At 59.4% G+C, this 22128-nt stretch carries 18 protein-coding genes and 1 tRNA gene; 16 read left to right on the plus strand and 3 right to left on the minus strand.

The window, feature by feature from the left end; translation table 11 throughout:
• Positions 1-20 precede the first annotated feature (20 nt).
• From ASB65_RS01580 to ASB65_RS01655, 16 genes are all read left to right on the plus strand, one after another.
• Entirely contained in the window at positions 21-1439 is a 1419-nt protein-coding gene (locus ASB65_RS01580; RefSeq protein ID WP_035212580.1) for an ATP-binding protein, read from the plus strand.
• A gap of 217 nt (positions 1440-1656) precedes the next feature.
• A tRNA-Arg gene (locus tag ASB65_RS01585) sits at positions 1657-1733 on the plus strand.
• Positions 1734-1917: 184 nt separating this feature from the next.
• A complete protein-coding gene (locus ASB65_RS01590) occupies positions 1918-2730 on the plus strand; it encodes a class I SAM-dependent methyltransferase (RefSeq protein WP_060722843.1) in 813 nt (270 codons plus the stop codon).
• Positions 2731-2945: 215 nt separating this feature from the next.
• Positions 2946-4091 carry an ABC transporter ATP-binding protein gene (locus tag ASB65_RS01595; protein ID WP_060722844.1) on the plus strand — a complete coding sequence of 382 codons (1146 nt, stop codon included), beginning with the start codon at positions 2946-2948 and terminating at the stop codon, positions 4089-4091.
• Positions 4088-5014: a carbohydrate ABC transporter permease gene (locus tag ASB65_RS01600; RefSeq protein WP_003503653.1), complete on the plus strand. Its 927-nt coding sequence runs from the start codon at positions 4088-4090 to the stop codon at positions 5012-5014. Before ASB65_RS01595 ends, ASB65_RS01600 begins: the two co-directional genes overlap by 4 nt.
• Entirely contained in the window at positions 5014-5835 is an 822-nt protein-coding gene (locus ASB65_RS01605) for a carbohydrate ABC transporter permease (RefSeq protein WP_003503652.1), read from the plus strand. Before ASB65_RS01600 ends, ASB65_RS01605 begins: the two co-directional genes overlap by 1 nt.
• Before the next feature lie 42 nt (positions 5836-5877).
• Complete coding sequence (locus tag ASB65_RS01610) at positions 5878-7170, plus strand: ABC transporter substrate-binding protein (protein ID WP_003503651.1); 1293 nt, start codon at positions 5878-5880, stop codon at positions 7168-7170.
• 66 nt (positions 7171-7236) lie between these two features.
• A complete protein-coding gene (locus tag ASB65_RS01615) occupies positions 7237-8037 on the plus strand; it encodes a phosphodiesterase (RefSeq protein WP_060722845.1) in 801 nt (266 codons plus the stop codon).
• A gap of 290 nt (positions 8038-8327) precedes the next feature.
• Entirely contained in the window at positions 8328-9824 is a 1497-nt protein-coding gene (locus ASB65_RS01620) for an acetyl-CoA hydrolase/transferase family protein (RefSeq protein ID WP_060722846.1), read from the plus strand.
• Positions 9825-10012: 188 nt separating this feature from the next.
• Entirely contained in the window at positions 10013-11335 is a 1323-nt protein-coding gene (locus ASB65_RS01625) for an alpha/beta hydrolase (protein WP_060722847.1), read from the plus strand.
• Between the two features lie 128 nt (positions 11336-11463).
• On the plus strand, positions 11464-12501 hold the full coding sequence (locus ASB65_RS01630; RefSeq protein WP_003503625.1) for a 4-hydroxyproline epimerase: 1038 nt from the start codon (positions 11464-11466) through the stop codon (positions 12499-12501).
• Between the two features lie 113 nt (positions 12502-12614).
• Positions 12615-13652, plus strand: coding sequence for a dihydroorotase (gene pyrC, locus ASB65_RS01635; protein WP_060723026.1), 1038 nt, complete (start codon positions 12615-12617; stop codon positions 13650-13652).
• Positions 13653-13823: 171 nt separating this feature from the next.
• Positions 13824-14522 (plus strand): orotate phosphoribosyltransferase, encoded by a 699-nt coding sequence (locus tag ASB65_RS01640; protein ID WP_003503621.1) that lies wholly within the window; start codon positions 13824-13826, stop codon positions 14520-14522.
• A 99-nt stretch (positions 14523-14621) separates the two neighbouring features.
• Positions 14622-15548 carry a carbohydrate kinase family protein gene (locus tag ASB65_RS01645; protein WP_003503619.1) on the plus strand — a complete coding sequence of 309 codons (927 nt, stop codon included), beginning with the start codon at positions 14622-14624 and terminating at the stop codon, positions 15546-15548.
• Between the two features lie 124 nt (positions 15549-15672).
• A complete protein-coding gene (locus ASB65_RS01650; RefSeq protein ID WP_060723027.1) occupies positions 15673-16638 on the plus strand; it encodes an acetylxylan esterase in 966 nt (321 codons plus the stop codon).
• Entirely contained in the window at positions 16635-17363 is a 729-nt protein-coding gene (locus ASB65_RS01655) for an esterase family protein (RefSeq protein ID WP_060722848.1), read from the plus strand. Before ASB65_RS01650 ends, ASB65_RS01655 begins: the two co-directional genes overlap by 4 nt.
• A gap of 16 nt (positions 17364-17379) precedes the next feature.
• On the opposite strand, the gene ASB65_RS01660 is transcribed toward ASB65_RS01655, so the two are convergent.
• The 3 genes from ASB65_RS01660 to ASB65_RS01670 all read right to left on the minus strand — a co-directional run bounded on the left by ASB65_RS01660 (position 17380) and on the right by ASB65_RS01670 (position 21815).
• On the minus strand, positions 17380-18249 hold the full coding sequence (locus tag ASB65_RS01660) for an ornithine carbamoyltransferase (RefSeq protein WP_035212598.1): 870 nt from the start codon (positions 18247-18249) through the stop codon (positions 17380-17382).
• Between the two features lie 88 nt (positions 18250-18337).
• Positions 18338-19963 carry a glucose-6-phosphate isomerase gene (gene pgi, locus ASB65_RS01665; protein ID WP_060722849.1) on the minus strand — a complete coding sequence of 542 codons (1626 nt, stop codon included), beginning with the start codon at positions 19961-19963 and terminating at the stop codon, positions 18338-18340.
• Between the two features lie 139 nt (positions 19964-20102).
• The gene (locus ASB65_RS01670) at positions 20103-21815 is read right to left on the minus strand and encodes a long-chain fatty acid--CoA ligase (protein WP_060722850.1); all 1713 of its coding nucleotides are present in this window, start codon (positions 21813-21815) and stop codon (positions 20103-20105) included.
• Positions 21816-22128 lie beyond the last annotated feature (313 nt).

The following is a 22128-nucleotide window of genomic DNA, read 5'->3' on the forward strand; positions in this document are numbered from 1 at the left end:
AAGACGATCCGGTGCACTGCATGCCGGGATTGACCGCCGGTCTTTCCGGACGGCTGCTGCTGCTCACGGTCATTTTCGTGATGATCGCCGAAGTGCTGATCTTCGTGCCTTCCGTCGCCAATATGCGTCTTTCCTGGCTGCAGGACCGTCTGAATACGGCCGCCGCCGCCGGCGCGGTGATTGATGGCCTGCAGGCCGAACTGCCGCGAAGCGTGCAGAACGACACGCTGATGGCAACCGGGGCAAAGCTTATCGCGCTGCGAAAGGACGGCACCTCGCGCCTGCTCGCAGTGGCGGAAACACCGCCCGGTGTCGACGAGCAATATGATCTTTCCGATGTTTCGCAGGTGGCGGCGGTGCGGGATGCCTTCTCCACCCTGCTGTTCGGCGGCAACCGCGTCATCCGCGTCTTCGATGTGGTGGGCGACAGCGATACCATCATCGAACTGGTGCTGGGCGAAAACAAGCTGCGGGCGGCGATGCTTGCCTATGCCCGCAACGTTTTCCTGATTTCCATCGTCCTGTCGCTGATCACGGCCGGCCTGATATTCATCTCCATCAACCGCATCATGATCCGGCCGATACGCCGGCTGACGCTCGGCATGCAGAATTTCTCCGAGGATCCAGGCAATCCCGAGCGGATTTTCGTGCCCGAGGAGGGGACGGACGAACTGTCGGTTGCGGGCCGCCATCTTGCGGATATGCAGACCGAACTGCAGAAAACCCTGCGCCAGCAGAAGAACCTTGTGGATCTCGGCCTTGCGGTGTCGAAGATCAACCATGACATGCGCAACATCCTCTCCTCCGCGCAGCTGATGTCCGACCGGCTTGTGGATGCCAAGGACCCGATGGTCAGGAGCTTCGCGCCGAAACTGCTACGCACCATCGACCGCGCCGTGGCCTATACGGGCGAGGTTCTAGCCTATGGCCAGGCGACCGAAGGCGCGCCGAAACGCAAGATGGTGCAGTTGAGCCTTCTGGTGCGGGACGTACGCGACATTCTGGCGCTCGATCCCGACAGCGGTATCGAGTTTCACGACAGCGTCCCCCCGGATCTCACGATCGATGCGGATTCCGAACAGCTTTTCCGGGTCATCCATAATCTCTGTCGCAATGCCGTCCAGGCTCTGCAGTCCGATGCCACAAATGCCGCGCCGAGGCACCTTTCCATCCTGGCCCAGAGAGCCGGCAGCGTCGTCAGCATCGTCATCGACGACAATGGGCCGGGAATGCCGCGCAAGGCCAAGGAGAACCTGTTTTCCGCTTTCCGGGGTTCGGCCCGCTCCGGCGGCACGGGCCTCGGGCTGGTCATTGCCCGCGAACTCGTGCTCGCCCATGGCGGCACCATCGCGCTCGTCGAAAAGCCCGGTCCCGGCACGCAGTTCCGCATTGAAATCGCCGACCGCGCCGCCTCCGTGCAGGCCGCCAGAACCGCCTGAAAAACCCGCACCGCAGCAGGCCCGTGAAATCATTATCTCCGCCGGAATGGACATGGTCTCAGGCCCGTGGAAAATGAGGCGCATGGAATTTTCAATATAATCAACAGGATACAGGAATTGCTGCGGAAAAATGACAATTTCCAAACGAAATCGCTTGCATTCGGAATGAGGACGTTTTAGAGGATCGCCACGCCACCGGAAACGACCGGAACGGCACGCACCCGTAGCTCAGCTGGATAGAGCACCAGACTACGAATCTGGGGGTCAGGAGTTCGAATCTCTTCGGGTGCGCCATTTCCTTTCCTAAAAACAGGTCCTGAAACACGCGATGTTTCTCGCTCGCCATGTGGCTTGAAACGGTAAGTCCGTTCCGCCAGATGCTTCGGCCGCTGCGACACCCGGCAGGACCGAACGAATTCCGAACCTTCCGAATATATGTTAAAATCATCCGGTCATCAGATGGCCCGGGGTGAAAGCCATGTTGGAAGCGGACAAGGTATTTGCAGGTTCGATTCCGGAACATTACGACCGCTATATGGTGCCGTTGATTTTTGCGCCGTTCGCCACTGATCTGGCGCGACGGGCGGCGGCTTTGATGCCGATTAATATTCTGGAGATTGCTGCGGGAACCGGTGCCGTCACGCGCGAACTGGCTCCCCGATTATTGCCTGCCGCAAACTATGTGGTGACCGATCTCAATCAACCTATGCTCGATTTTGCCGCGTCGCGGCAGGCGCCGGATCACCGCATAAGATGGCAACAGGCGGACGCCCAGACCCTGCCTTTTGAAAACACTGTTTTCGACCTCGTCTTCTGCCAGTTCGGTGCGATGTTTTTCGGTGATCGCCCGTCGGCCTATCGAGAGGCAAAGCGGGTGCTGAAGCCCGGTGGGCATTATTTATTCAACGTCTGGGATCGCATCGAGGAAAACCACTTCGCGAATGATGTGACGAACGCCTTGGCACGCCTGTTCCCCGATGATCCGCCGTGCTTCATGGCCCGTACCCCGCATGGTTATCATGATGTGGCCGTGATCCGCCGTGAACTGGAGGATGCCGGGTTTTCGCGCGTGACGATCGAGACGGTGGCGATGCAAGGCCGCGCCTCTTCGCCGCGTATTCCAGCTGTCGCTTATTGTCAGGGAACTGTTCTGCGGACGGAGATCGAGGCAAGGGCTCCGGGGAAGCTGGATGCCGCGACAGACTACGTCGCCGCGGCCATTGAAGCGCGCCATGGCGGCGGTGAGGTTGCCGCCAAAATTCAGGCGCATGTGATTCTCGCCGCCGTATAAATCGGTGTCTCAAGGCTGGTTTCTCAGTCTATAAACAAGCACCGGGAATATTCGGAAATATCCCCCAATATTAGTGGTTTTGGGTAGAGGCCTACACAGCAAGGTTTTCCGATCACCCGACATTTCCGGGCTTTCGAGTGTCATCGAACTTTCCCCGAACCTTCGTCATATTGTCATACAATAAAAGCATATGCGCTCCAGAAAAGGAGCGCAGAATGACGCCACAATCACTTGAACTTTCGGGCATCGGCAAAGGCTTCGGGGCCGATGATGTTCTGAAAGAGATCGATCTCTCAATCCGCCCAGGCGAGTTTTTGTCCCTCGTTGGTATGTCGGGCTGCGGCAAGTCCACGCTGTTGCGTATCATTGCGGGTCTGGAAACGCCGGATCGCGGTTCGGTTTCGATCGGCGAGCAGGATGTGACAGAGGTTGATCCGAGCGATCGCAATCTGGCGATGGTTTTCCAGTCTTACGCCCTTTATCCGCATATGAGCGTGCGCCAGAACATCGCGACGCCGCTCAGGATGCGGCGCCTGCCTTTCGCTGCTCGCCTGCCACTGATTGGACGTTTTGCAGCGCCTGCTGAAACATTGAAGCAGATCGATGCCGCCGTTGAACAGGCGGCCGAGACGCTGCAGATCGCGCATCTGCTGGATCGCAAGCCGGCGCAGCTTTCCGGCGGCCAGCGTCAGCGTGTGGCGCTCGCCCGGGCGCTGGTGCGTTCGCCTGCAGCCTTCCTGATGGACGAGCCGCTTTCCAACCTCGATGCGAAACTTCGCGCCCATATGCGTGAGGAACTGGCGGGCCTGCACCGCCGGCTTGGGGCAACCTTCATCTACGTCACCCCTGACCAGATCGAAGCCATGACCATGTCCGACCGTATCGCCCTGATGTCGGAAGGCCGCATCGAGCAGCTGGGCACGCCGGACGAGCTTTACCGCAAGCCCGCGACGCTGACGGTCGCGCGTTTTATCGGCACGCCATCGATCAACCTGCTGCCGGTCGAAATCGATGCGCAGGGCAAGATCACGGCTTTTGGACGCGATCTTGCTATTGAAGGTGCCGGCCGTGATGCCGGCCCGGCGACGCTCGGCCTTCGTGCCGAAGACCTGCGCCCGGGCGAAGAAGGTTTTGCCGTGCGCGTGGTGCGCAGTGAAACCCACGGCGCCGATCGTTTCGTGAGCTGCCGCCTGCTGAGCGACGAGACCGTCGCCATCACCCTGCGTCAAGTCGCGGGCGAGGCCCTGGGTGCCGATGCGAATGGCGTCATGAATCTCGGCTTTGCACCGGAACGCGCGCATCTCTTCGCGGCCGATGGCCTGCGTCGCAAGGTGACGGTGCGCGAACGGGTGCCGGCATGACGGCGGTTGATTTCTCCTCGGCTGCACGGGCGAAGGCTCGCCCGCGGCTGTCGAAGGCGGACCGGCGGATGATCTGGCGCGGCCTGATGTTCGCAGCCCCCGCAAGCCTGCTGCTTCTGGCGATCTATATTGTTCCGATGCTCGTTCTGGCCGGTTTTTCCGTCACCGATTACCAGCTGGGTTCGCTCTCCACCCGCTTTGTCGGTCTTGGAAACTTCGTCAAGGCGTTTCAGGATCCGGTTTTTCTGCGCGCCCTAGCCAACACAGCCATCTATGCGCTCATCGTCATTCCCTTCGGCGTCTTTCTGGCGCTCGGTGTGGCTTTGCTCGTATATAACCGCAAGCGCAGCCGCGCTTTCTGGGAAGTGGCTTATTTTCTCCCCGTCACCGCAACACTCGTCGCCATGGCGACCGTGTGGCAGTTCCTGCTGCACCCTTCGCTTGGTCCGGTGAATGCGGCGATCAAATGGCTTGGTCTCGAACCGGTCGCCTTCCTCTCCAATCCCGTACTCCTCATTCCCACCATGGCGCTGATGGGCGTCTGGCAGATCCTCGGGTTCAACATGGTGCTGTTCCTTGCCGGCCTCACGGCCATTTCGAAGGATCTGCACGAGGCGGCGCGGCTGGATGGCGCCAAGAACCCGGTCGACCGGTTCCTGACCGTGACCTGGCCGATGCTTGGGCCGACGACCATGTTCGTGGTGGTCACCACCTCCATTTCGGCCTTCAAGGTGTTCGAGACGGTGGCTGTGTTGACCAAGGGCCGCTTCGGATCGGAAACCCTGCTGTTCGATCTTTATCTCGAAGGTTTCGAATATTCCAACACCGGTTATGCCGCCGCGCTGACGATTATCTTCCTCGCGATCGTGCTGGTCCTGTCTATCGGCCAGACGCTGCACATGGACCGGAAGGTGCACTACTGATGGCAGCATTGCGCAAATATTTCCCGCATCTCGTGCTTGCGCTGGGCGCTTTCGTGATGCTCCTGCCGTTCTACTGGATGGTGTTGACCTCGATCCGCTCGCCGGCGGAAATCTTCGATGTCTCGCTCTGGCCGATCCCGCAAAAATTCGACGCTGTCGATAATTACGCCCGGGCGGCAGGTCAGGTGCCGATGGCGCGTTTCATGCTGAACGGCGTCATTGTCTGCGTCGGCATTCTCGTCGTGCAGGTGCTGACATCGGTTCCGGCTGCCTATGCGCTGGCAAAGCTCCGGTTCCCGGGCCGCAAGCTGCTGCTGGGCCTCGTTATTGCGGCGCTCTGCGTTCCCATTCAGGCGCTTGCATTGCCGCTTTTCGTTGGTCTGGCCAAGACGGAACTTCTGAATACCTATTTCGCGATGATGATGCCGTTCTTCCTTTCGGTCTTCGCTATCTTCCTGTTCAACCAGTCCTTCCGCAGCTATCCGAATGAAATCATTGAGGCTGCCCGCATGGACGGGTTCTCGGAAATGGAGATTTGCTGGGGACTGGTCCTTCGCGGGTCGTTGCCTTCGCTCGCCGCCTTCTCGATCTTCTCGCTCGTTGCCCACTGGAACGACCTGTATTGGCCGATGATCGTGGTCTCCGACACCAATCTCGCCCCGCCGCCGCTTGGCATGATGCTTTTCGCCGATGTCGAATCCGGCGCGAATTATGGTGCGCTGATGGCGGGCGCCACACTGATTACCGCGCCGATGGTGCTGTGCTTCCTCCTCGCACGACGGCACTTCATCGCCGGTATTACCATGACCGGCGTCAAGTGACGCCGTTCAGACTTCCTCCTCCCAACCTCTCTGGAGACTGACATGAAACTCAACCGACGCGCTGTGATGGGCGGTCTGGCTCTCGGCATGGCTTTTGCGGGCCTTGCTCAGCCGGTTCTGGCCAATGAAATCACGCTCAACGTTCTCTACAACCTGCCGGGCTTCACCAAGTTTCATCAGCCGCTGGCCGATGAATTCATGAAGAAGAACCCTGATGTGAAGATCAACTTCCTCGCTCCGGCTGCCGGTTACAACGAAGGCCAGCAGCAGGTTCTGCGCTCTGCCGTCACTGGCAATCTGCCTGACGTTTATTTCTCGGGTTACAACCTGACGGCGGAACTCGTTCACACGCTTGCACCGCGCAACCAGATCACCGATCTCGGCCCGTTCATTCAGGCTGAAGGCGGTCAGGCTTTCCTCGACAAGAACTACAGCCCGAAGATGGCGGCACTCGGCCAGATCGACGGCAAGCAGTACGGCCTGCCGGTCAACGCCTCCTCGCCGATCATCTACATCAACTCCGACCTCGTCACCAAGGCTGGCGGTGATCCGGACAAGATGCCGACGACCTTTGCCGAGCTCATTGCTCTTGCAAAGAAGATCAAGGCTCTCGACCCCAAGTTCGCCGGCATGAGCTACGACATTAACGGCTGGCCGGATGACTGGTTGTGGCAGGCGCTCATCGTCGAACAGGGCGGCAAGCTCGTTGACGAGAAGGCCAAGACCGTTGGCTTCGACAACGAGATCGGCCTCAACGCTCTGAAGATGACCCGCCAGTTCGTCACCGAAGGCGGCCAGAACCTGCTCGACTGGGATCAGTCCCGCCAGCAGTTCGGTGCAGGCCTTACCGGCTTCATCTTCTCGACGCCCGCCCACGTTCAGACGATCCAGGGTCTGGTCGGCGACCGCTTCAAACTGAAGACGGCGACCTTCCCGCTCGACAACAAGGAAAAGGGCGGCGTTCCGACCGGCGGCAACTCGGCTGTTATCCTGACCCAGGAAAAGGCCAAGCAGGACGCTGCCTGGAAGTACCTGAAGTGGATCACCGGTCCGGAAGCGCAGAACACCATCGTTCGCATCACCGGTTACCTGCCGACCAACAAGCTGGCAACCGGCCCGGACTTCCTCGCTCCCTATTATGTCGAGAACCCGAATGTGAAGACCGCTTCGCTTCAGGCTGACCGTTCTCTGCCCTGGGCCGGTTATCCGGGTGGCGATTCCGTCCGCATCTGGCGCACGCAGCGCGACATCATCGGCACGGTCATGCGCGGTGAGGTGACGCCGGAAGCCGGTCTCAAGCAGATCGTCGAGCAGACCAACGCCCTGCTGAAATAAGCAGAACGCCTGAAAAGGCTGCGGGGAAATCCGTTCCCGCAGCCATTTTGCGCAGAAAGAGCCGTTATGAAGATCATCCAGATCACCGACACCCATCTCGTACCGCCCGGCATTGCTGTAAACGGCGTCGACCCGGAAAAGCAGCTGCGCGCGGCGGTGGCCGATATTGTCGAAAAACACGCCGACGCTGATCTTCTTGTCATGACGGGTGATCTTTGTAATTACGGCGAGCCGGAAGCCTATGAGCTGCTTCGCGATATCCTCACACCGGTCTCCATGCCGGTGAGGCTGATGCTCGGAAATCATGACCGTCGACCGGAATTCGTGGCCGCCTTTCCCGAGCAGCCGCGCGACGATAACGGTTATATCCAGTCCTTCATCGATACGGATTTTGGCCGTTTGCTGTTTCTCGACAGCCACGAAGCCGATGTCATAGGCGGCATGTATGGCGCGGATCGTCTGGCATGGCTGGAGAGTGCGCTGGAAGGCGCAGGCGATCTGCCGGTGACGGTTTTCATTCACCATCCGCCGATGGATTGCGGCATCCGCCATTTCGAACATATCGGCATGCATGATGACGGTGCTGTCATGCGCCGCCTCTCCGCCCATCCGGCCGGCATACGTCACATCATTTTTGGCCACATCCATGTGCCGATGGCGGGCACGACGGCGGAAGGCATAGCTTACAGCTCCGGTCAGGCTTGCGCGCACCGTTTCATCACCGATATCGATGTTGTCGATCCGCTGTGGACGGGCGGCAATCCCTGTTACCGGGTCATAAGCCTCGGCGCATTTGGCCTGCGTGCCTATGATGCGGAGGTGGGGCAGGTCGTGCTCGGTCAGGCTCCTGTCTGCGAAGGCCCCTGACACCGGACGATTTCCGTGTTGCAAAGAGATGACCTCCGCCTCGTCGCCTGTTGCGGGTGGTGAGGGAGAGGTCTTTGCCGACTACAAGGCTGCGGTGGTGAGAAGACCCCGCGGCCTGTCGCGCCGATGCGTCACTTGAGGTTTGTTGAACGGATTTGATACGCGAGAGCCATGGTTCCGTTCGCACCCTTGATCTATGTCAGTTTCATCGATGAAACTGCGCGCCATAGTCGCCGTGAGGTGGCCAGCCAAATGCCGTGCCATCGTGATGACAGATCATGGAGAAGTGCATGCTTGAAAAGCGTATCCGCAACGCGTCCCTCTTGAACAGGATCGTCAGCGCCGAAGAGGCCGCCAGTCTCATTCAGGATGGCATGACGGTAGGCATGAGCGGCTTTACGCGGGCCGGGGAAGCGAAGGCCGTGCCGCTGGCGCTGGCCGAGCGCGCCAAGACACATCCCATGAAAATCACCCTTATGACCGGTGCGTCGCTGGGCAACGATCTTGACAAGACCATGGTCGAGGCGGGAATGCTGGCGCGCCGCATGCCGTTCCAGTCCGATCCGGCTTTGCGCAGGGCGATCAATGACGGCAAGGTGATGTTCATTGATCAGCATCTTTCCGAAACGGTCGAGCAATTGCGCGGCGGCCAGATTCACGGGGTCGATATCGCCATTGTCGAGGCCGTGGCGATTACGGCGGAAGGCGGCATCATTCCTACCACCTCCGTCGGCAATTCCGCGAGCTTCGCCATTCTGGCCGACAAGGTCATCGTCGAGATCAACCTGTCGCAGCCCGAGGTGCTGGAGGGGCTGCATGACATCTTCATTCCCGCCAGGCGCCCGACCCGCATGCCCATTCCGGTGGTGGCAACGGATAGCCGTGTTGGCCTGCCGTTCATTCCGGTGCCGCCGGAAAAGATCGCGGCCATCGTTCTGAGCGACAAGAGCGACAGTTTTTCAACCGTGCTGCCGCCTGACGATGGGACCAAGGCCATTGCCGGCCATCTCACCGAGTTCCTGTTGAACGAGGTGCGTCACGGCCGCATGACCCATGAACTCCAGCCGCTTCAGGCCGGCATCGGCACCATTGCCAATGCTGTCATGCATGGTTTCATCGATACGCCGTTTCACGACCTCAAAATGTATTCGGAGGTCTTGCAGGATTCGACTTTCGAACTGTTTGATGCGGGCAAGCTGACCTTTGCCTCGGGTTCATCGATCACCCTGTCTTCCGCCATGAACGAGCAGGTCATGCCGCGATTGGCCGATTACAAGAGCAGATTGATCCTGCGCCCGCAGGAGGTCAGCAATCACCCGGAAGTCATCCGCCGCCTTGGCATTATCGGCATCAACACGGCGCTGGAATTCGATATTTACGGAAACGTCAATTCCACCCATGTCGGCGGAACGCACATGATGAACGGCATCGGCGGCTCGGGGGATTTCGCCCGCAACGCCTATATGTCCATCTTCGTCACCAAATCGATCGCCAAGGGCGGAGCCATTTCCAGCGTAGTGCCCATGGTCAGCCATGTCGATCATACCGAACATGATGTCGATATTCTCGTGACCGAGACCGGGCTTGCCGATCTGCGCGGTCTCGCACCTCGCGAGCGCGCGGCGGTTATCATCGCGAACTGTGTGCACCCCCAATATCGTGATGCGCTGACGGATTATTATCAGCGCGCGGTGGCGCGGGGAGGGCACACGCCGCATCTCATTGAAGAGGCGCTATCCTGGCATGAGGCGCTGCGCGAAAGGGGCACGATGCTGCCGCAGAAATAGGCCTGCGTTTTTTAAAGGTGCCCCTGCTGCCGGCTCAACCGCCATACAATTGGGTCCGTTTGGACACACCGGGGCGGAAATTGTCCGCTCTAGTGGTCAGGTTGCTGGCGCGGCGGTTCCGCCTCCGGTAGAAAATCCTCTCCCCCGGCTGCTTTCCGGCTGCCTCTGGGTTGTAGGAGAGTGATGTGATGCCCATTCGCTTCGTGGCCGTAATCGCCATTGTCGCCCTGCTCGCCGGTTGCGGGGGGCGTCCGATCGGGGTCATGACGCCGACGGGGCAGACCGTGGCGGGAACCACGCCGGTCAATCTTCTCGTCGCCACCACCCGTGCGCCATCTGAAAACGCCGCCGTGCTTTTTGGCGGCGAGCGTGGAACGGGTCTGAAGGTGGATGCGGTGACGGTTTCCATTCCGCCCAACGCCAACCGCAAGGTCGGGCAGGTGCAATGGCCGAAGAAGCTGCCGCCCAATCCGCTGAAGGATTTCACCACGGTGGCGGTGGAGCCCATTCGCTCCGAAGCCGAGACCAGAAGCTGGATCGGCAGACACATCCAGAAGGACCGGCGCGTGCTGGTCTTCGTTCACGGTTTCAACAACCGGTACGAGGAATCCGTTTATCGCTTCGCGCAGATCGTCCATGATTCCGGCACTGACGTCGTGCCCGTCGTCTTCACCTGGCCGTCGCGAGCGAGCATCTTTGACTATAACTACGACAAGGAAAGCACCAACTATTCGCGCGATGCGCTGGAGGAGATGCTGACCCGCCTCGCCAAGGACAGGTCCATCGGCGAGGTCACGGTCATGGCCCATTCCATGGGCACCTGGCTTGCGGTGGAGGCGCGGCGCCAGATGGCCATCCGCAATGGCCGTGTCGATCCGAAGATCGGCAATGTCATCCTCGCGGCGCCGGATCTGGATGTGGACGTATTCAGCCGGCAATTCGCAAGCCTCGGCAAAACCCCGCCGAAATTCACGCTTTTCGTTTCGCAGGATGACCGCGCGCTCAGCCTGTCGCGCCGCATTTCCGGCAATGTCGACCGTCTCGGCCAGATCGATCCATCGGTCGAGCCCTATCGCAGCGAGCTTGAAAAAGCCGGTATCACCGTTCTGGATTTGACCAAGCTGCAATCCGGTGACCGACTGAACCATGGCAAATTTGCCGAGAGCCCCGAGGTCGTGCGTCTGATTGGCGACCGCCTTATCGCCGGGCAGACGGTAACGGATTCCGACGTCGGTCTCGGTGAAGCTCTTGGCGCTGTCAGCATTGGTGCTGCGCAAACCGTTGGGACGGCGGCCAGCGTGGTGGTCAGCGCACCGATTGCAGTTTTCGATCCGCGCACGCGGGAAAATTATGGCAGGCAGGTGGAAAGACTGGGCCGCTCCATGGAAAACACGGTCGGATCGGTGGGCGATACGGCCGGCTCCGTGGTGGACGATCAGGCGCTTCAATCGTCAAGGGTGAACTGCGATGCTGCTGCCAATCGAAACCGGGCGGAATGCCGTAACCGCTAAAATACGATGCGAGAGAGGGGGGCGGAAACGCTAAGCGTTTTTGTCATCCCGCTCCCGTAGTTTTGTATACAGCTTGTATTTTTATCTGTATGGTCCGGTTAACAGCTCAACTTCCGGAGTAAGACCCCATGCGTTGGAAACGCACTCTCCAGCTTCTCGATGTCCATTGCGAAGGCGAAATCGGCCGTGTCGTCACCGGGGGCGCGCCGAAAATTCCCGGCAATACCGTGGCCGAACAGCTTCACTGGATGAATACCGATCCGCAGGGTGAGGCTCTGCGCCGCTTTCTGACGCTGGAACCGCGCGGCACGCCCATGGGCTCGGTCAATCTTCTCCTGCCGCCGAAACATCCGGATGCGCATGCGGCTTTCGTCATTCTCCAGCCGGATCAGGCGCATGCCAGCTCGGGCTCGAATTCCATCTGCGCAACGACGGCGCTTCTGGAAAGCGGCATGGTGGAAATGCAGGAACCGGAAACCGTCATCATTCTGGAAACGGCTGCCGGTCTGGTAAAGGCCACGGCCACCTGCCGCGACGGACGCTGCGAAAAGGTCAAGCTGACCATGGTGCCGTCCTTCGTGCACGAGCTGGATGTCAGCATCGACACCCCCGAATGGGGCAAGGTGACGATGGATATCTCCTATGGCGGCATTTTTTATGCGCTGGTCGATGTCCGCCAGATCGGTCTCACGATCGAAAAGGCCAATGCCGCGAAGCTGGTCTCGGCGGGCATGATCCTGAAAGATTTGGTCAACCGCGAAATGACCGTCGTCCATCCTGAAATCCCGGCCATCTCAGGCGTCGCCTATGTGATGTTCCGGGATGTGGATGCGGACGGTTCCATCCGCACCTGCACCACCATGTGGCCGGGCCGGGCGGATCGTTCGCCCTGCGGAACCGGCAACTCCGCCAATCTTGCCACGCTTTATGCGCGCGGCAAGGTGAAGGTGGGAGATGAATATAAATCCCGCTCGATCATCGGTTCGGAATTCGATGTCGGCCTTTCCGCCGTCACCGAGGTGGCGGGCCGTCCTGCCGTCATTCCAACCATCGCCGGGCGCGGCTTCACCTTCGGTCTGCATCAGGTTGGTCTCGATCCCTTTGACCCCCTGGCTGATGGTTTCGCGATGACCGATGTCTGGGGTCCGGAGGCGGGTAACATCTGAGCCACGCCTCAAAAAAATGACATTTACAGCTGCCTGATGGACTTTGGCGGCTGTTTTCCCGCGGCAAAAGATGCTAAGCGGGCGCCAATTCCGTCATGCTCCGAGGTATCCCGATGAAGTCGCTCACCCTGCGCCGCCCTGATGACTGGCACCTGCACCTGCGTGACGGGGCAATGCTGGAAGGGGTGATCGGGGATACGAGCCGCCATTTCGCCCGTGCCATCATCATGCCGAACCTGGTGCCCCCGGTCGTCACCACGGCCGATGCCCGCGCCTATCGCGAACGCATTGTCAGGGCCATTCCGGCGGGCGATCGTTTCGAGCCGCTGATGACCCTCTATCTGACTGAAGACACGCAGGCCGACGACGTGGAAGAGGGCAAAAAAAACGGTCTCATCACCGCCGTAAAGCTCTATCCGGCCGGCGCGACGACCAACTCCCACGGCGGTGTGCGCGATTTCAACAAGGCCATGCCGGTTCTGGAGCGCATGGCGAAGATCGGCCTGCCGCTCTGCGTGCATGGCGAGGTAACGACACCGGAAGTCGATATTTTCGACCGCGAGAAAGCCTTCATCGATACGGTTCTGGAACCTCTGCGCCAGCGTCTGCCGGAACTCAAGGTGACGATGGAGCACATCACCACCCGCGACGGCGTGGATTATATCAAGTCGTCCAAGGCCAATCTGGCCGGCTCGATCACCACGCACCACCTCATAATCAACCGCAATGCCATTCTGGTTGGCGGTATCAAGCCGCATTATTATTGCCTGCCCGTTGCCAAGCGCGAGGAGCACCGGCTGGCGCTGCGGGCTGCTGCGACTTCGGGCGACGCCCGCTTCTTCCTCGGCACGGATTCCGCCCCGCATGTGGACCCGCTGAAGGAATGCGCCTGCGGCTGCGCCGGCATTTACACCTCCATCAACACCATGAGCTGCCTTGCCCATGTCTTCGAGGATGAAAACGCCCTCGATAAACTGGAAGCCTTCGCTTCGCTCAACGGCCCGGCCTGGTATGGTCTTGCACCGAACGAGGAGACGATCACGCTGATCAAACGCGAGGAGCCGGTGTCGTTTCCCGCCAAGATCGAGACGGGCGCCGGGCCGGTGACCGTATTCGACCCGATGTTCCCGCTCCATTGGGATGTAAGCTGATTTTTTTGACCGCCGGCACTGCCGGCGGTTTTGTTATGGTCCTCAGGCATCCACCCATAAATTTCGGTGCCGCCTGCGGATGCCTGCAATGCTGAATCGAGATGCTGTGCTTTCCGAAAACCGATCCGGGTTTTCGGAGCGATAAACCAAGGCCGAAAAAGGAGAACGCCTATGAACCATTTCACATTCACTGACCGCACCGTTGTTGCGGAACTGGTTGCGAAGATGTTGTGGGAAATCAAGGCGGTCCATTTCAATTCCGAAAGCCCCTACACCTTCGCTTCAGGCATGAAGAGCCCGGTTTACATCGATATGCGCAAGCTCATCTCCTTCCCGCGCATCCGCTCGGCGGCAATGGATTTTGCGGCGGCGGCTGTCATGCGCGAGGCCGGTTTCGAGAAGTTCGACTGTGTGGCGGGCGGTGAAACGGCCGGCATTCCCTTTGCCGCCTTCCTTGCCGAGCGCCTTGGCCTGCCGATGATCTATTGCCGCAAGAAGCCGAAAGGCCATGGCCGCAACGCCCAGATCGAAGGCCATATGCCGGAAGGCGCACGCGTTCTCGTCATCGAGGATCTGACGACGGCCGGCGGCTCGATGTTCACCTTCATCGACGCCATCCGTGCGGCGGGCGGTATCGTCGATCACGGCATTGCGCTCTTCTATTACGGCATCTTCGAAGAGGCCGAAGCGCGCTTCGCCAACGGCAATGTCAAGCTGCATTACCTGACGACCTGGCGCGACGTTCTGGCGGTCGCCCGCGCTGAAAAACTGTTTGACGAAGAGACCCTGTCCGAGGTCGAGGCCTTCCTCGATAACCCCCTGCCGTGGTCGGCAAAGCGCGGCGGTGTCAGCGAATTGCCGCAATCGTGATTTCGGATGCGGCCAGCCCGGTTTTGCGGCTGGCCTTCCGATCGATCTTCGTCTAAATCGATTTAAGTCCATTTGATTTGCTGTTTGAGGAGGACCGTAATGATCCTGTGTTGTGGTGAAGCCCTGATCGACATGCTGCCCCGGCAGACGACGCTGGGTGAGGCTGGTTTTGCCCCCTATGCAGGCGGAGCGGTCTTCAACACGGCGATTGCGCTGGGGCGTCTCGGCGTCCCATCCGCGTTCTTCACAGGTCTTTCCGACGACATGATGGGCGATATCCTGCGGACAACCCTGCGGGCGAGCAATGTGGATTTCAGCTATTGCGCAATGCTTTCGCGGCCGACCACGATCGCCTTCGTCAAGCTCATCGATGGCCATGCCACATACGCTTTTTATGACGAGAATACCGCCGGCAGGATGATTACCGAGGCCGATCTTCCGGCGCTTGGCGCGGATTGCGAGGCGCTGCATTTCGGCGCCATCAGCCTCATTCCGGAACCCTGCGGCAGTACCTATGAGGCGCTGCTGGTACGCGAGCACCAAAGCCGCGTCATTTCGCTCGATCCGAATATCCGCCCCGGTTTCATCAAGGACAAGCAGGCGCATATGGCCCGCATCCTCCGTATGGCGGCGAAGTCTGACATCGTAAAATTCTCCGACGAGGACCTTGAATGGTTCGGAGTGGAAGGCGACGAGGAGACGCTCGCACGCCACTGGTTGCATCATGGCGCAAAACTCGTCGTGGTCACCCGGGGCGCCAAGGGTGCCGTTGGTTATTCGGCCAATTTCAAGGTGGAAGTGGCGTCCGAGCGAGTAGAGGTAGTCGATACGGTCGGTGCGGGCGATACATTCGATGCCGGCATTCTCGCTTCGCTGAAAATGCAGGGCCTTCTGACCAAGGCGCAGGTTGCCTCGCTGACGGAAGAGCAGATCAGGAAGGCTTTGGCGCTGGGTGCGAAGGCTGCTGCGGTCACGGTCTCGCGGGCCGGCGCGAATCCACCCTTTGCGCATGAGATCGGTTTGTGATGGGCGCGGTTGAACCATTTTGAACAGGTGGTTCAACACTCTCCCCGCCGCTAAAGCCGTAAAAAACCGTTATTTCGATATTATGAAGCTTGTGTCCGCTGTTTTTTCACGAAACAAGCATCGCATGAGCGTTCCCAAGTCCCATCCTTTTGATTTCGACCCGACCTATGGCATGCAGCGTGAACAGTTGCTGGCCATCACCCCGCCCGAGGCGCCGCCGGGCTTCGATGATTTCTGGAAAAAGCGCTATCGCCGCGCACTCGCCACAGATCCTCGACCGGTACTGCGCAAGAGCAGGCTCAGCGACCCCCGCTGGCATGTCCTCGATATGACCTACACCTCCACCGGCGGTTTTCGTATCGGCGGGTGGCTGCTGCTACCGCGCGAGGGGCAGGTGCGTCGCGGCCTCGTTGTGGGCCATGGTTACGGCGGTCGTGAGGCTCCTGATTTCGACGTGCCGGTGGAAGAAACAGCCGTGCTGTTTCCCTGTTTTCGCGGGCTTTCGCTGAGCGCCTGTCCGCCGATCTCGTCCGACCCGGCGCTCCATGTTCTCTATAATATAGACAGGAAAGACGATTACATCATTGGCGGCTGCGTCGATGATCTGTGGGTTGCCGTTTCCACGCTCATAGCCCTCTATCCCTGGCTGGAAGGGCAGGTGGGTTATAGCGGCATCAGTTTCGGCGGCGGCATCGGTGCCCTGGCCATCCCTTTCGACGAGCGCATTGATCGCGGCCATCTTGTCGTGCCGACATTCGGACACCGGCCGTTCTGGCTGACGCTGCCCCCCGTCGGCAGCGCGGATGCGGTTCAGACGTACCAGAAGACCCATGCCAATGTGCTTGAAACGCTGCGCCTGTTCGACGCCGCCTGCGCCGCCGCCCGCATAAAAGTGCCGATGCTGGTCGCGCCTGCGCTTTTCGATCCGGCAGTGGCGCCACCTTGCCAGTTCGCCGTGGCCAATGCTCTGCCACAATCAAAATTTAATGAAATCTTCATCCTCGACGCCGGGCATTTCGATTACCCTGACAGCGCATCGCAAGATGCGGTCCATAAGGACAAGGTCAGACGGTTTTTCAAGGTGCCATGAAACGCGAATATCTCCGTTGGTATAGTCAAAGGCTCCATCGCGACATGGAGCTGTTAATATTCGGACATTCTGGCGCCAAGGTGCTGATGTTTCCCACCCGCGACGGGCGTTTCTTCGAATATGAGGAACTGGGCCTTGTTGGCAGTCTGGCCGACAAGCTGGAGGCGGGCCACCTTCAGCTCTATTGCATAGAGGGGCTGGCCAGAGAGACCTTCTATGCGGCCGGGCATCATCCCGCCGATCGCATTCGCAGGCATGCCGCTTTCGAAGAGTATATTCTGAACGAAGTGCTGCCGCTGATGGCCGAGAAAAACCCGAATAGTGACACGATCGTGCAGGGCTGCAGTCTCGGTGCGTTTCAGGCCGCCAGCCTCGTCTTTCGCCACCCGCATCTTTTTCGCAAGCTCGTCGCCTTTTCCGGTCGTTATGATCTGACGATGAAGGTGGAATCTTTCGGTGACCTGTTCGACGGCTATTACGACGACGATGTTTATTTTCTCATGCCGAGCCATTTTCTGCCGGGCCTCGCCTGCCCATGGCGGCTTGATCACCTGCGCCGCATCGACATGGTCTTCGCCATCGGCGATGCCGACCCGTTTCTGGACAACAATCATCATCTGAGCCGGGTTCTGTCGGACAAGCAGGTGGGGCATCAGATGCATGTCTGGGATGGCCGCGCCCACCGTGCGGGCGCGTGGCGCAAGATGGCTGCGCTTTATATTTGAGGCCGGGCCTCACCTCTCAGGCGAGCAGGAATTCCATCAGGGCATTCTGGGCATGTAGGAGAAATGCCTTCGCTGCCCGGCTCTGGCAGGCCGGGTGCACCATGGCGTCCGTCGTCACCTCCTGACCACGCGCGACTGGCGGGCAGGGCAAAAAGATCGCATCGGGCCGCATCCTGTCGAGAAGGGATGCGGATATGCTATAATCCATCAGATGATGATCTGCGCCGGTGGGCCAGGAATCGGTAATGACCACATCCGCATCCAGCAACTCTGCCATCTCAGTGCTTACCTGGAAGTTCGGATTGATGAGGGCGGCATCGGTGACGTGCCATTGATCGGGATAAACCTGCGTGACCTGAATGGGCAGGGAAATCGAGGCTTCGACCCATGAGCGTAAAATATTGGCATCCGGTGCCACACCGACGATTTTGAGGCCGTCTATCCGGCCCCTCACGCTTTTGACATAGGCCAAATCGCCAAGCGTTTCGCATGGATGATTGGACTTTGTCCGCGCGTTGATGACAGGCGCGCGCATTTCGGCTGCAAGCGCCCGGAGGGTCGAGAGTTCTTTCGTGCGGACGATCAGCAGATCGAACCAGTTGTCGAGATAGCCCGCCAGATCGGCAATGTCTTCGCGGCCGTTAAAGCTGATCGGAACGGTGACGCAAATGCCGCCCATCGCCTGAATGCCAAGATCAAAAGCTGCGGTATTGCGCCAGCCGGTGTCATCAACGATCAGCCCGATGCGCTTTCCCTTGAGGGTCTGTGGCATCGTGGCCTTTGACCAGTCCTCGGCCAGAGCGCACGCGCGGTCGATGATCGAGAAGACCGCATCCGCAGGCAGGTCGTGAAACTCCAGAAAGTCCTTGCCCGGCTGCAACGGCATATGCGCCTCCAAAACGACATTCGACCAACGCTGCATTGAAAAAGCCGGAAGTCTCCTTCCGGCTTTCGTAAATTGCGGCGTGTGGGGTTTATCCCGCCAGTCCCGCCCGCGCCTTCACCAGTCCCTGCGTCGAGCTGTCATGGCCGGCAGCACTTTCCTTGCCTTCAACGACGGGAAGCAGGCCGGTCGCCAATTCCTTGCCAAGCTCCACGCCCCACTGGTCGAAGGAGTTGATGCGAAACAGCACGCCTTCGACGAAAACGCGATGCTCGTAGAGCGCGATCAGGCGGCCAAGCGCAAAAGGCGTCAGCTTGTCGTAGACGAAGGTGATGGACGGACGGTTGCCGGTGAAAACGCGGTGCGGCGCGATGAAATCGGCGAGTTTGTCTTCCATGCCCTTGGAAGTGAGCTGGGCTTTCGCTTCGGCAAGCGTGCGGCCCTTCATCAGCGCTTCCGATTGCGCCAGGCAATTGGCGATGAGAAGCTGGTGCTGGTGGCGCAGTTCTGGCTCAAAACCGTTGGCGGCGATCATGAATTCCGCCGGAATGACGCTCGTGCCCTGGTGGATGAGCTGATAGAAGGCGTGCTGGCCGTTGGTGCCGGGTTCGCCCCAGACAACCGGGCCGGACTGGCCTTCGACCGGCGTGCCGTCGATGGTCACACCCTTGCCGTTCGATTCCATGTCGAGCTGCTGCAGGTAGGCGGGGAAACGCGAGAGCCGCTGGTCATAGGGCAGGATCGCCCGGGTTGGATAATTCAGCACGTTGCGGTTATAAAAACCGATGAGGCCGAGCAACATCGGCAGGTTTTCGCGGATCGGCGCCTCGCGGAAATGCCTGTCCATGGCGTGCGCGCCATCCAGAAACTTGCCGAAATTATCCGGCCCGATGGCGATCATCAGCGGCAGGCCGATGGCGGACCAGATCGAATAACGCCCGCCGACCCAGTCCCAGAAACCGAAGATGCGGTCGCTTTCGATACCGAAGGCAGCCACCTTGTCGAGCGCGGTCGAAACGGCGGCGAAGTGATGCTTGACGGCTGCTTCACCCAGCTTTTCGGCGATGAAACGGCGCGCCGTGGCGGCATTCGTCATCGTTTCGATGGTGGTGAAGGTTTTCGAGGCGACGATGAAAAGCGAGGTCTCGGGGTCAACCAGCTTCAGTGTGTCGGCAATATGTGCGCCATCGATGTTGGAAACGAAATGCGCGCGTGGGCCATCATGGAAAGGCGCCAGCGCCAGCGTCGCCATGACAGGGCCGAGATCGGAGCCGCCGATGCCGATATTGATGACGTCGGTAATCTTCTTGCCGGTCGCGCCCTTGAGCGAGCCGGAGCGGATCGCATCGGCAAACTTGCCCATGGCCGCCAGAACGGCGTTCACATCAGCCATCACGTCCTTGCCATCAACGAGAACCGGCGTATTGGAGCGGTTGCGCAGCGCGGTATGCAGCACGGCGCGGTCTTCGGTGAAGTTGATTGCCTTGCCGGAGAACATCTCCTCGCGCTTTGCCTCGACGCCGCCTTCGCGTGCGAGCTGTTCGAGAAGCGTGACGATCTCCTCATTCACGGCGCATTTGGAATAATCCATCAGCAGGTCATCGAATTTGGCGCTGAAACGGCTGAATCTCTTGTCGTCGGCCGCAAAGGCGGCGCGAAGATCGGTTGCGGCTGTGCTGCTCGCCGTTGCTTTCAGTTTTTCGATGGTGGCCTGCATCTTGTGCTCCTCGGCTTCCGTGGAAGGATGAGGAAACTATTCTTTTTCAGGCGGCCAAATCAAGGCGACTTTGATAAAAGAAAAGGGCCGGGATGAAAGAAAGAGCCGGTTGCCCGGCTCTCCCCATTGGCTGAGACAATCAGTTCAGATTGCGCAATTCGCGCCGCAAGATTTTGCCGACATTCGATTTCGGCAGCTCGGTGCGGAACTCGATGATTTTCGGCCGTTTGTAGTTCGTCAGGTTCTTGGCGCAGAAGGCCTTGAGCTCCGCTTCCGTCAGGGACTGATCCTTCTTGACCACGAAAAGCTTGACGGTTTCGCCGGAATGTTCATCCGGAACACCGATTGCCGCGCATTCCAGCACACCCGGATGGCTGGCCGCCACTTCTTCCACCTCGTTCGGATAGACGTTGAAGCCGGAAACGAGGATCATGTCCTTCTTGCGGTCGACGATCTTGGTGTAACCGCGCTCGTCCATGAAACCCATGTCGCCTGATCGGAAGAAGCCGTCCGCGGTCATGGCCTTTGCCGTTTCATCCGGCCGCTGCCAGTAACCGGCCATGACCTGCGGACCACGGATGCAGATCTCGCCGACTTCCCCCGTTGGCAGGCTGTTGCCGTCCTCATCGCGAATATCGATTTCGGTCGAGGAAATCGGCAGGCCGATGGTGCCGCTGAATTCCGTGGAATCGAGACGATTGACCGTTGCAACGGGTGATGTCTCGGAGAGGCCGTAACCTTCGGCAATCGGGCAGCCGACGATGGAAAGCCAGCGCTCCGCAACGGGCCTTTGCACCGCCATGCCGCCGCCGAGAACCAGAATGAGGGACGACAGATCGAGCTTGCGGAAATCCTCGTTGTTCATCAGCGCGTTGAAAAGCGTGTTGATGCCGGGGAAAACATGCGGCTGATAATGCGCCAGCTCCTTCACGAAGCCGGGAATATCGCGCGGATTGGCGATCAGCAGGTTATGGCCACCGAGCGCAATGCCCATCAGCGAATTCACCGTCAATGCGAAGATGTGGCAGAGCGGCAGCGCGCAGATGAAGTTGAGAACCTCCGGGCGATCTTTTTTGCCATTGAAGGCCGCGTCCAGCCACAGGCTAATCTGGACCTTGTTGGCCAGAAGGTTGGCATGGGTGAGAACCGCACCCTTCGATACGCCCGTTGTGCCACCGGTATATTGCAGGAAGGCGATGTCCTGCGCCGTGAGGCTGACCGGCTTCAACGAAAATCCCTGACCTTCCTTCAGCATCGCCTTGAAGCCGATGGAGCCGGGGATGGTGTAGGCGGGCACCAGTTTCTTGACCTTGCGAACCACCAGATTGACGATATGTCCCTTGAGACCAAGCAGATCGCCCATCGCCGCGACGACCACATGCCGGACGGCGGTTTTTGGCACCGCCTGCTGCGCCACATGGGCGAAGTTTTCCAGCACAAAGATCGCCTTTGCGCCGGAATCCTTAAGCTGATGTTCCAGTTCGCGCGGTGTGTAGAGCGGATTGACATTGACCACGACCATGCCAGCTCGCAGGATCCCGTATACGGCGACGGGATTTTGCAGGATATTCGGCATCATCACGGCAACCCGGTCGCCTTTTTCCAGTCCTCTGGATTGCAGCCAGGCGGCGACCGCGCGGGTTTCAGCGTCCAGTTCCCGATAGGTCAGGGACTTTCCCATGCTGGAAAAGGCCTTGCGGTCGGCAAATTGCGCACAGCTCTTTTCGAGAAGTTCGACAAGGGAGGCATGGGCGGATGCGGGGATTTCGGAAGGTACGCCCGGCGGATAGGATGCCAGCCAGCGCTTCTGTGCGCCGACATTTTCCGGGTGTCCCAGGGACAGTTCACTCATGCTTCTCCTCCCAGAGTCTTTGTTGCGCCGCGCATTCATTGAAATACGTTAACGGCGCTTTCGGCTGCCTGATGTTCACGAGGCTCCCGCATTCAACCGGCCCAATCGGCCGGGTTGAGGAAACCTCATGTGGCGTCACCGGATCGACCGCTCCTCTCGCTCCCCGGTAACGAATGATAGACGCGTAATCCATTGGCGTCCATCTCGTCGGCAAAACCTATTTAACTCTAACGTAAACGTCAATATTGCTGCCGCACATCTCGCCAACTCGTGAAGGGAAATACATTTTTCCCGGCTTTTTTGACTTTAATCC

It is taken from the genome of Agrobacterium tumefaciens str. B6 (assembly GCF_001541315.1).
Classification (GTDB): Bacteria; Pseudomonadota; Alphaproteobacteria; order Rhizobiales; family Rhizobiaceae; genus Agrobacterium; species Agrobacterium radiobacter.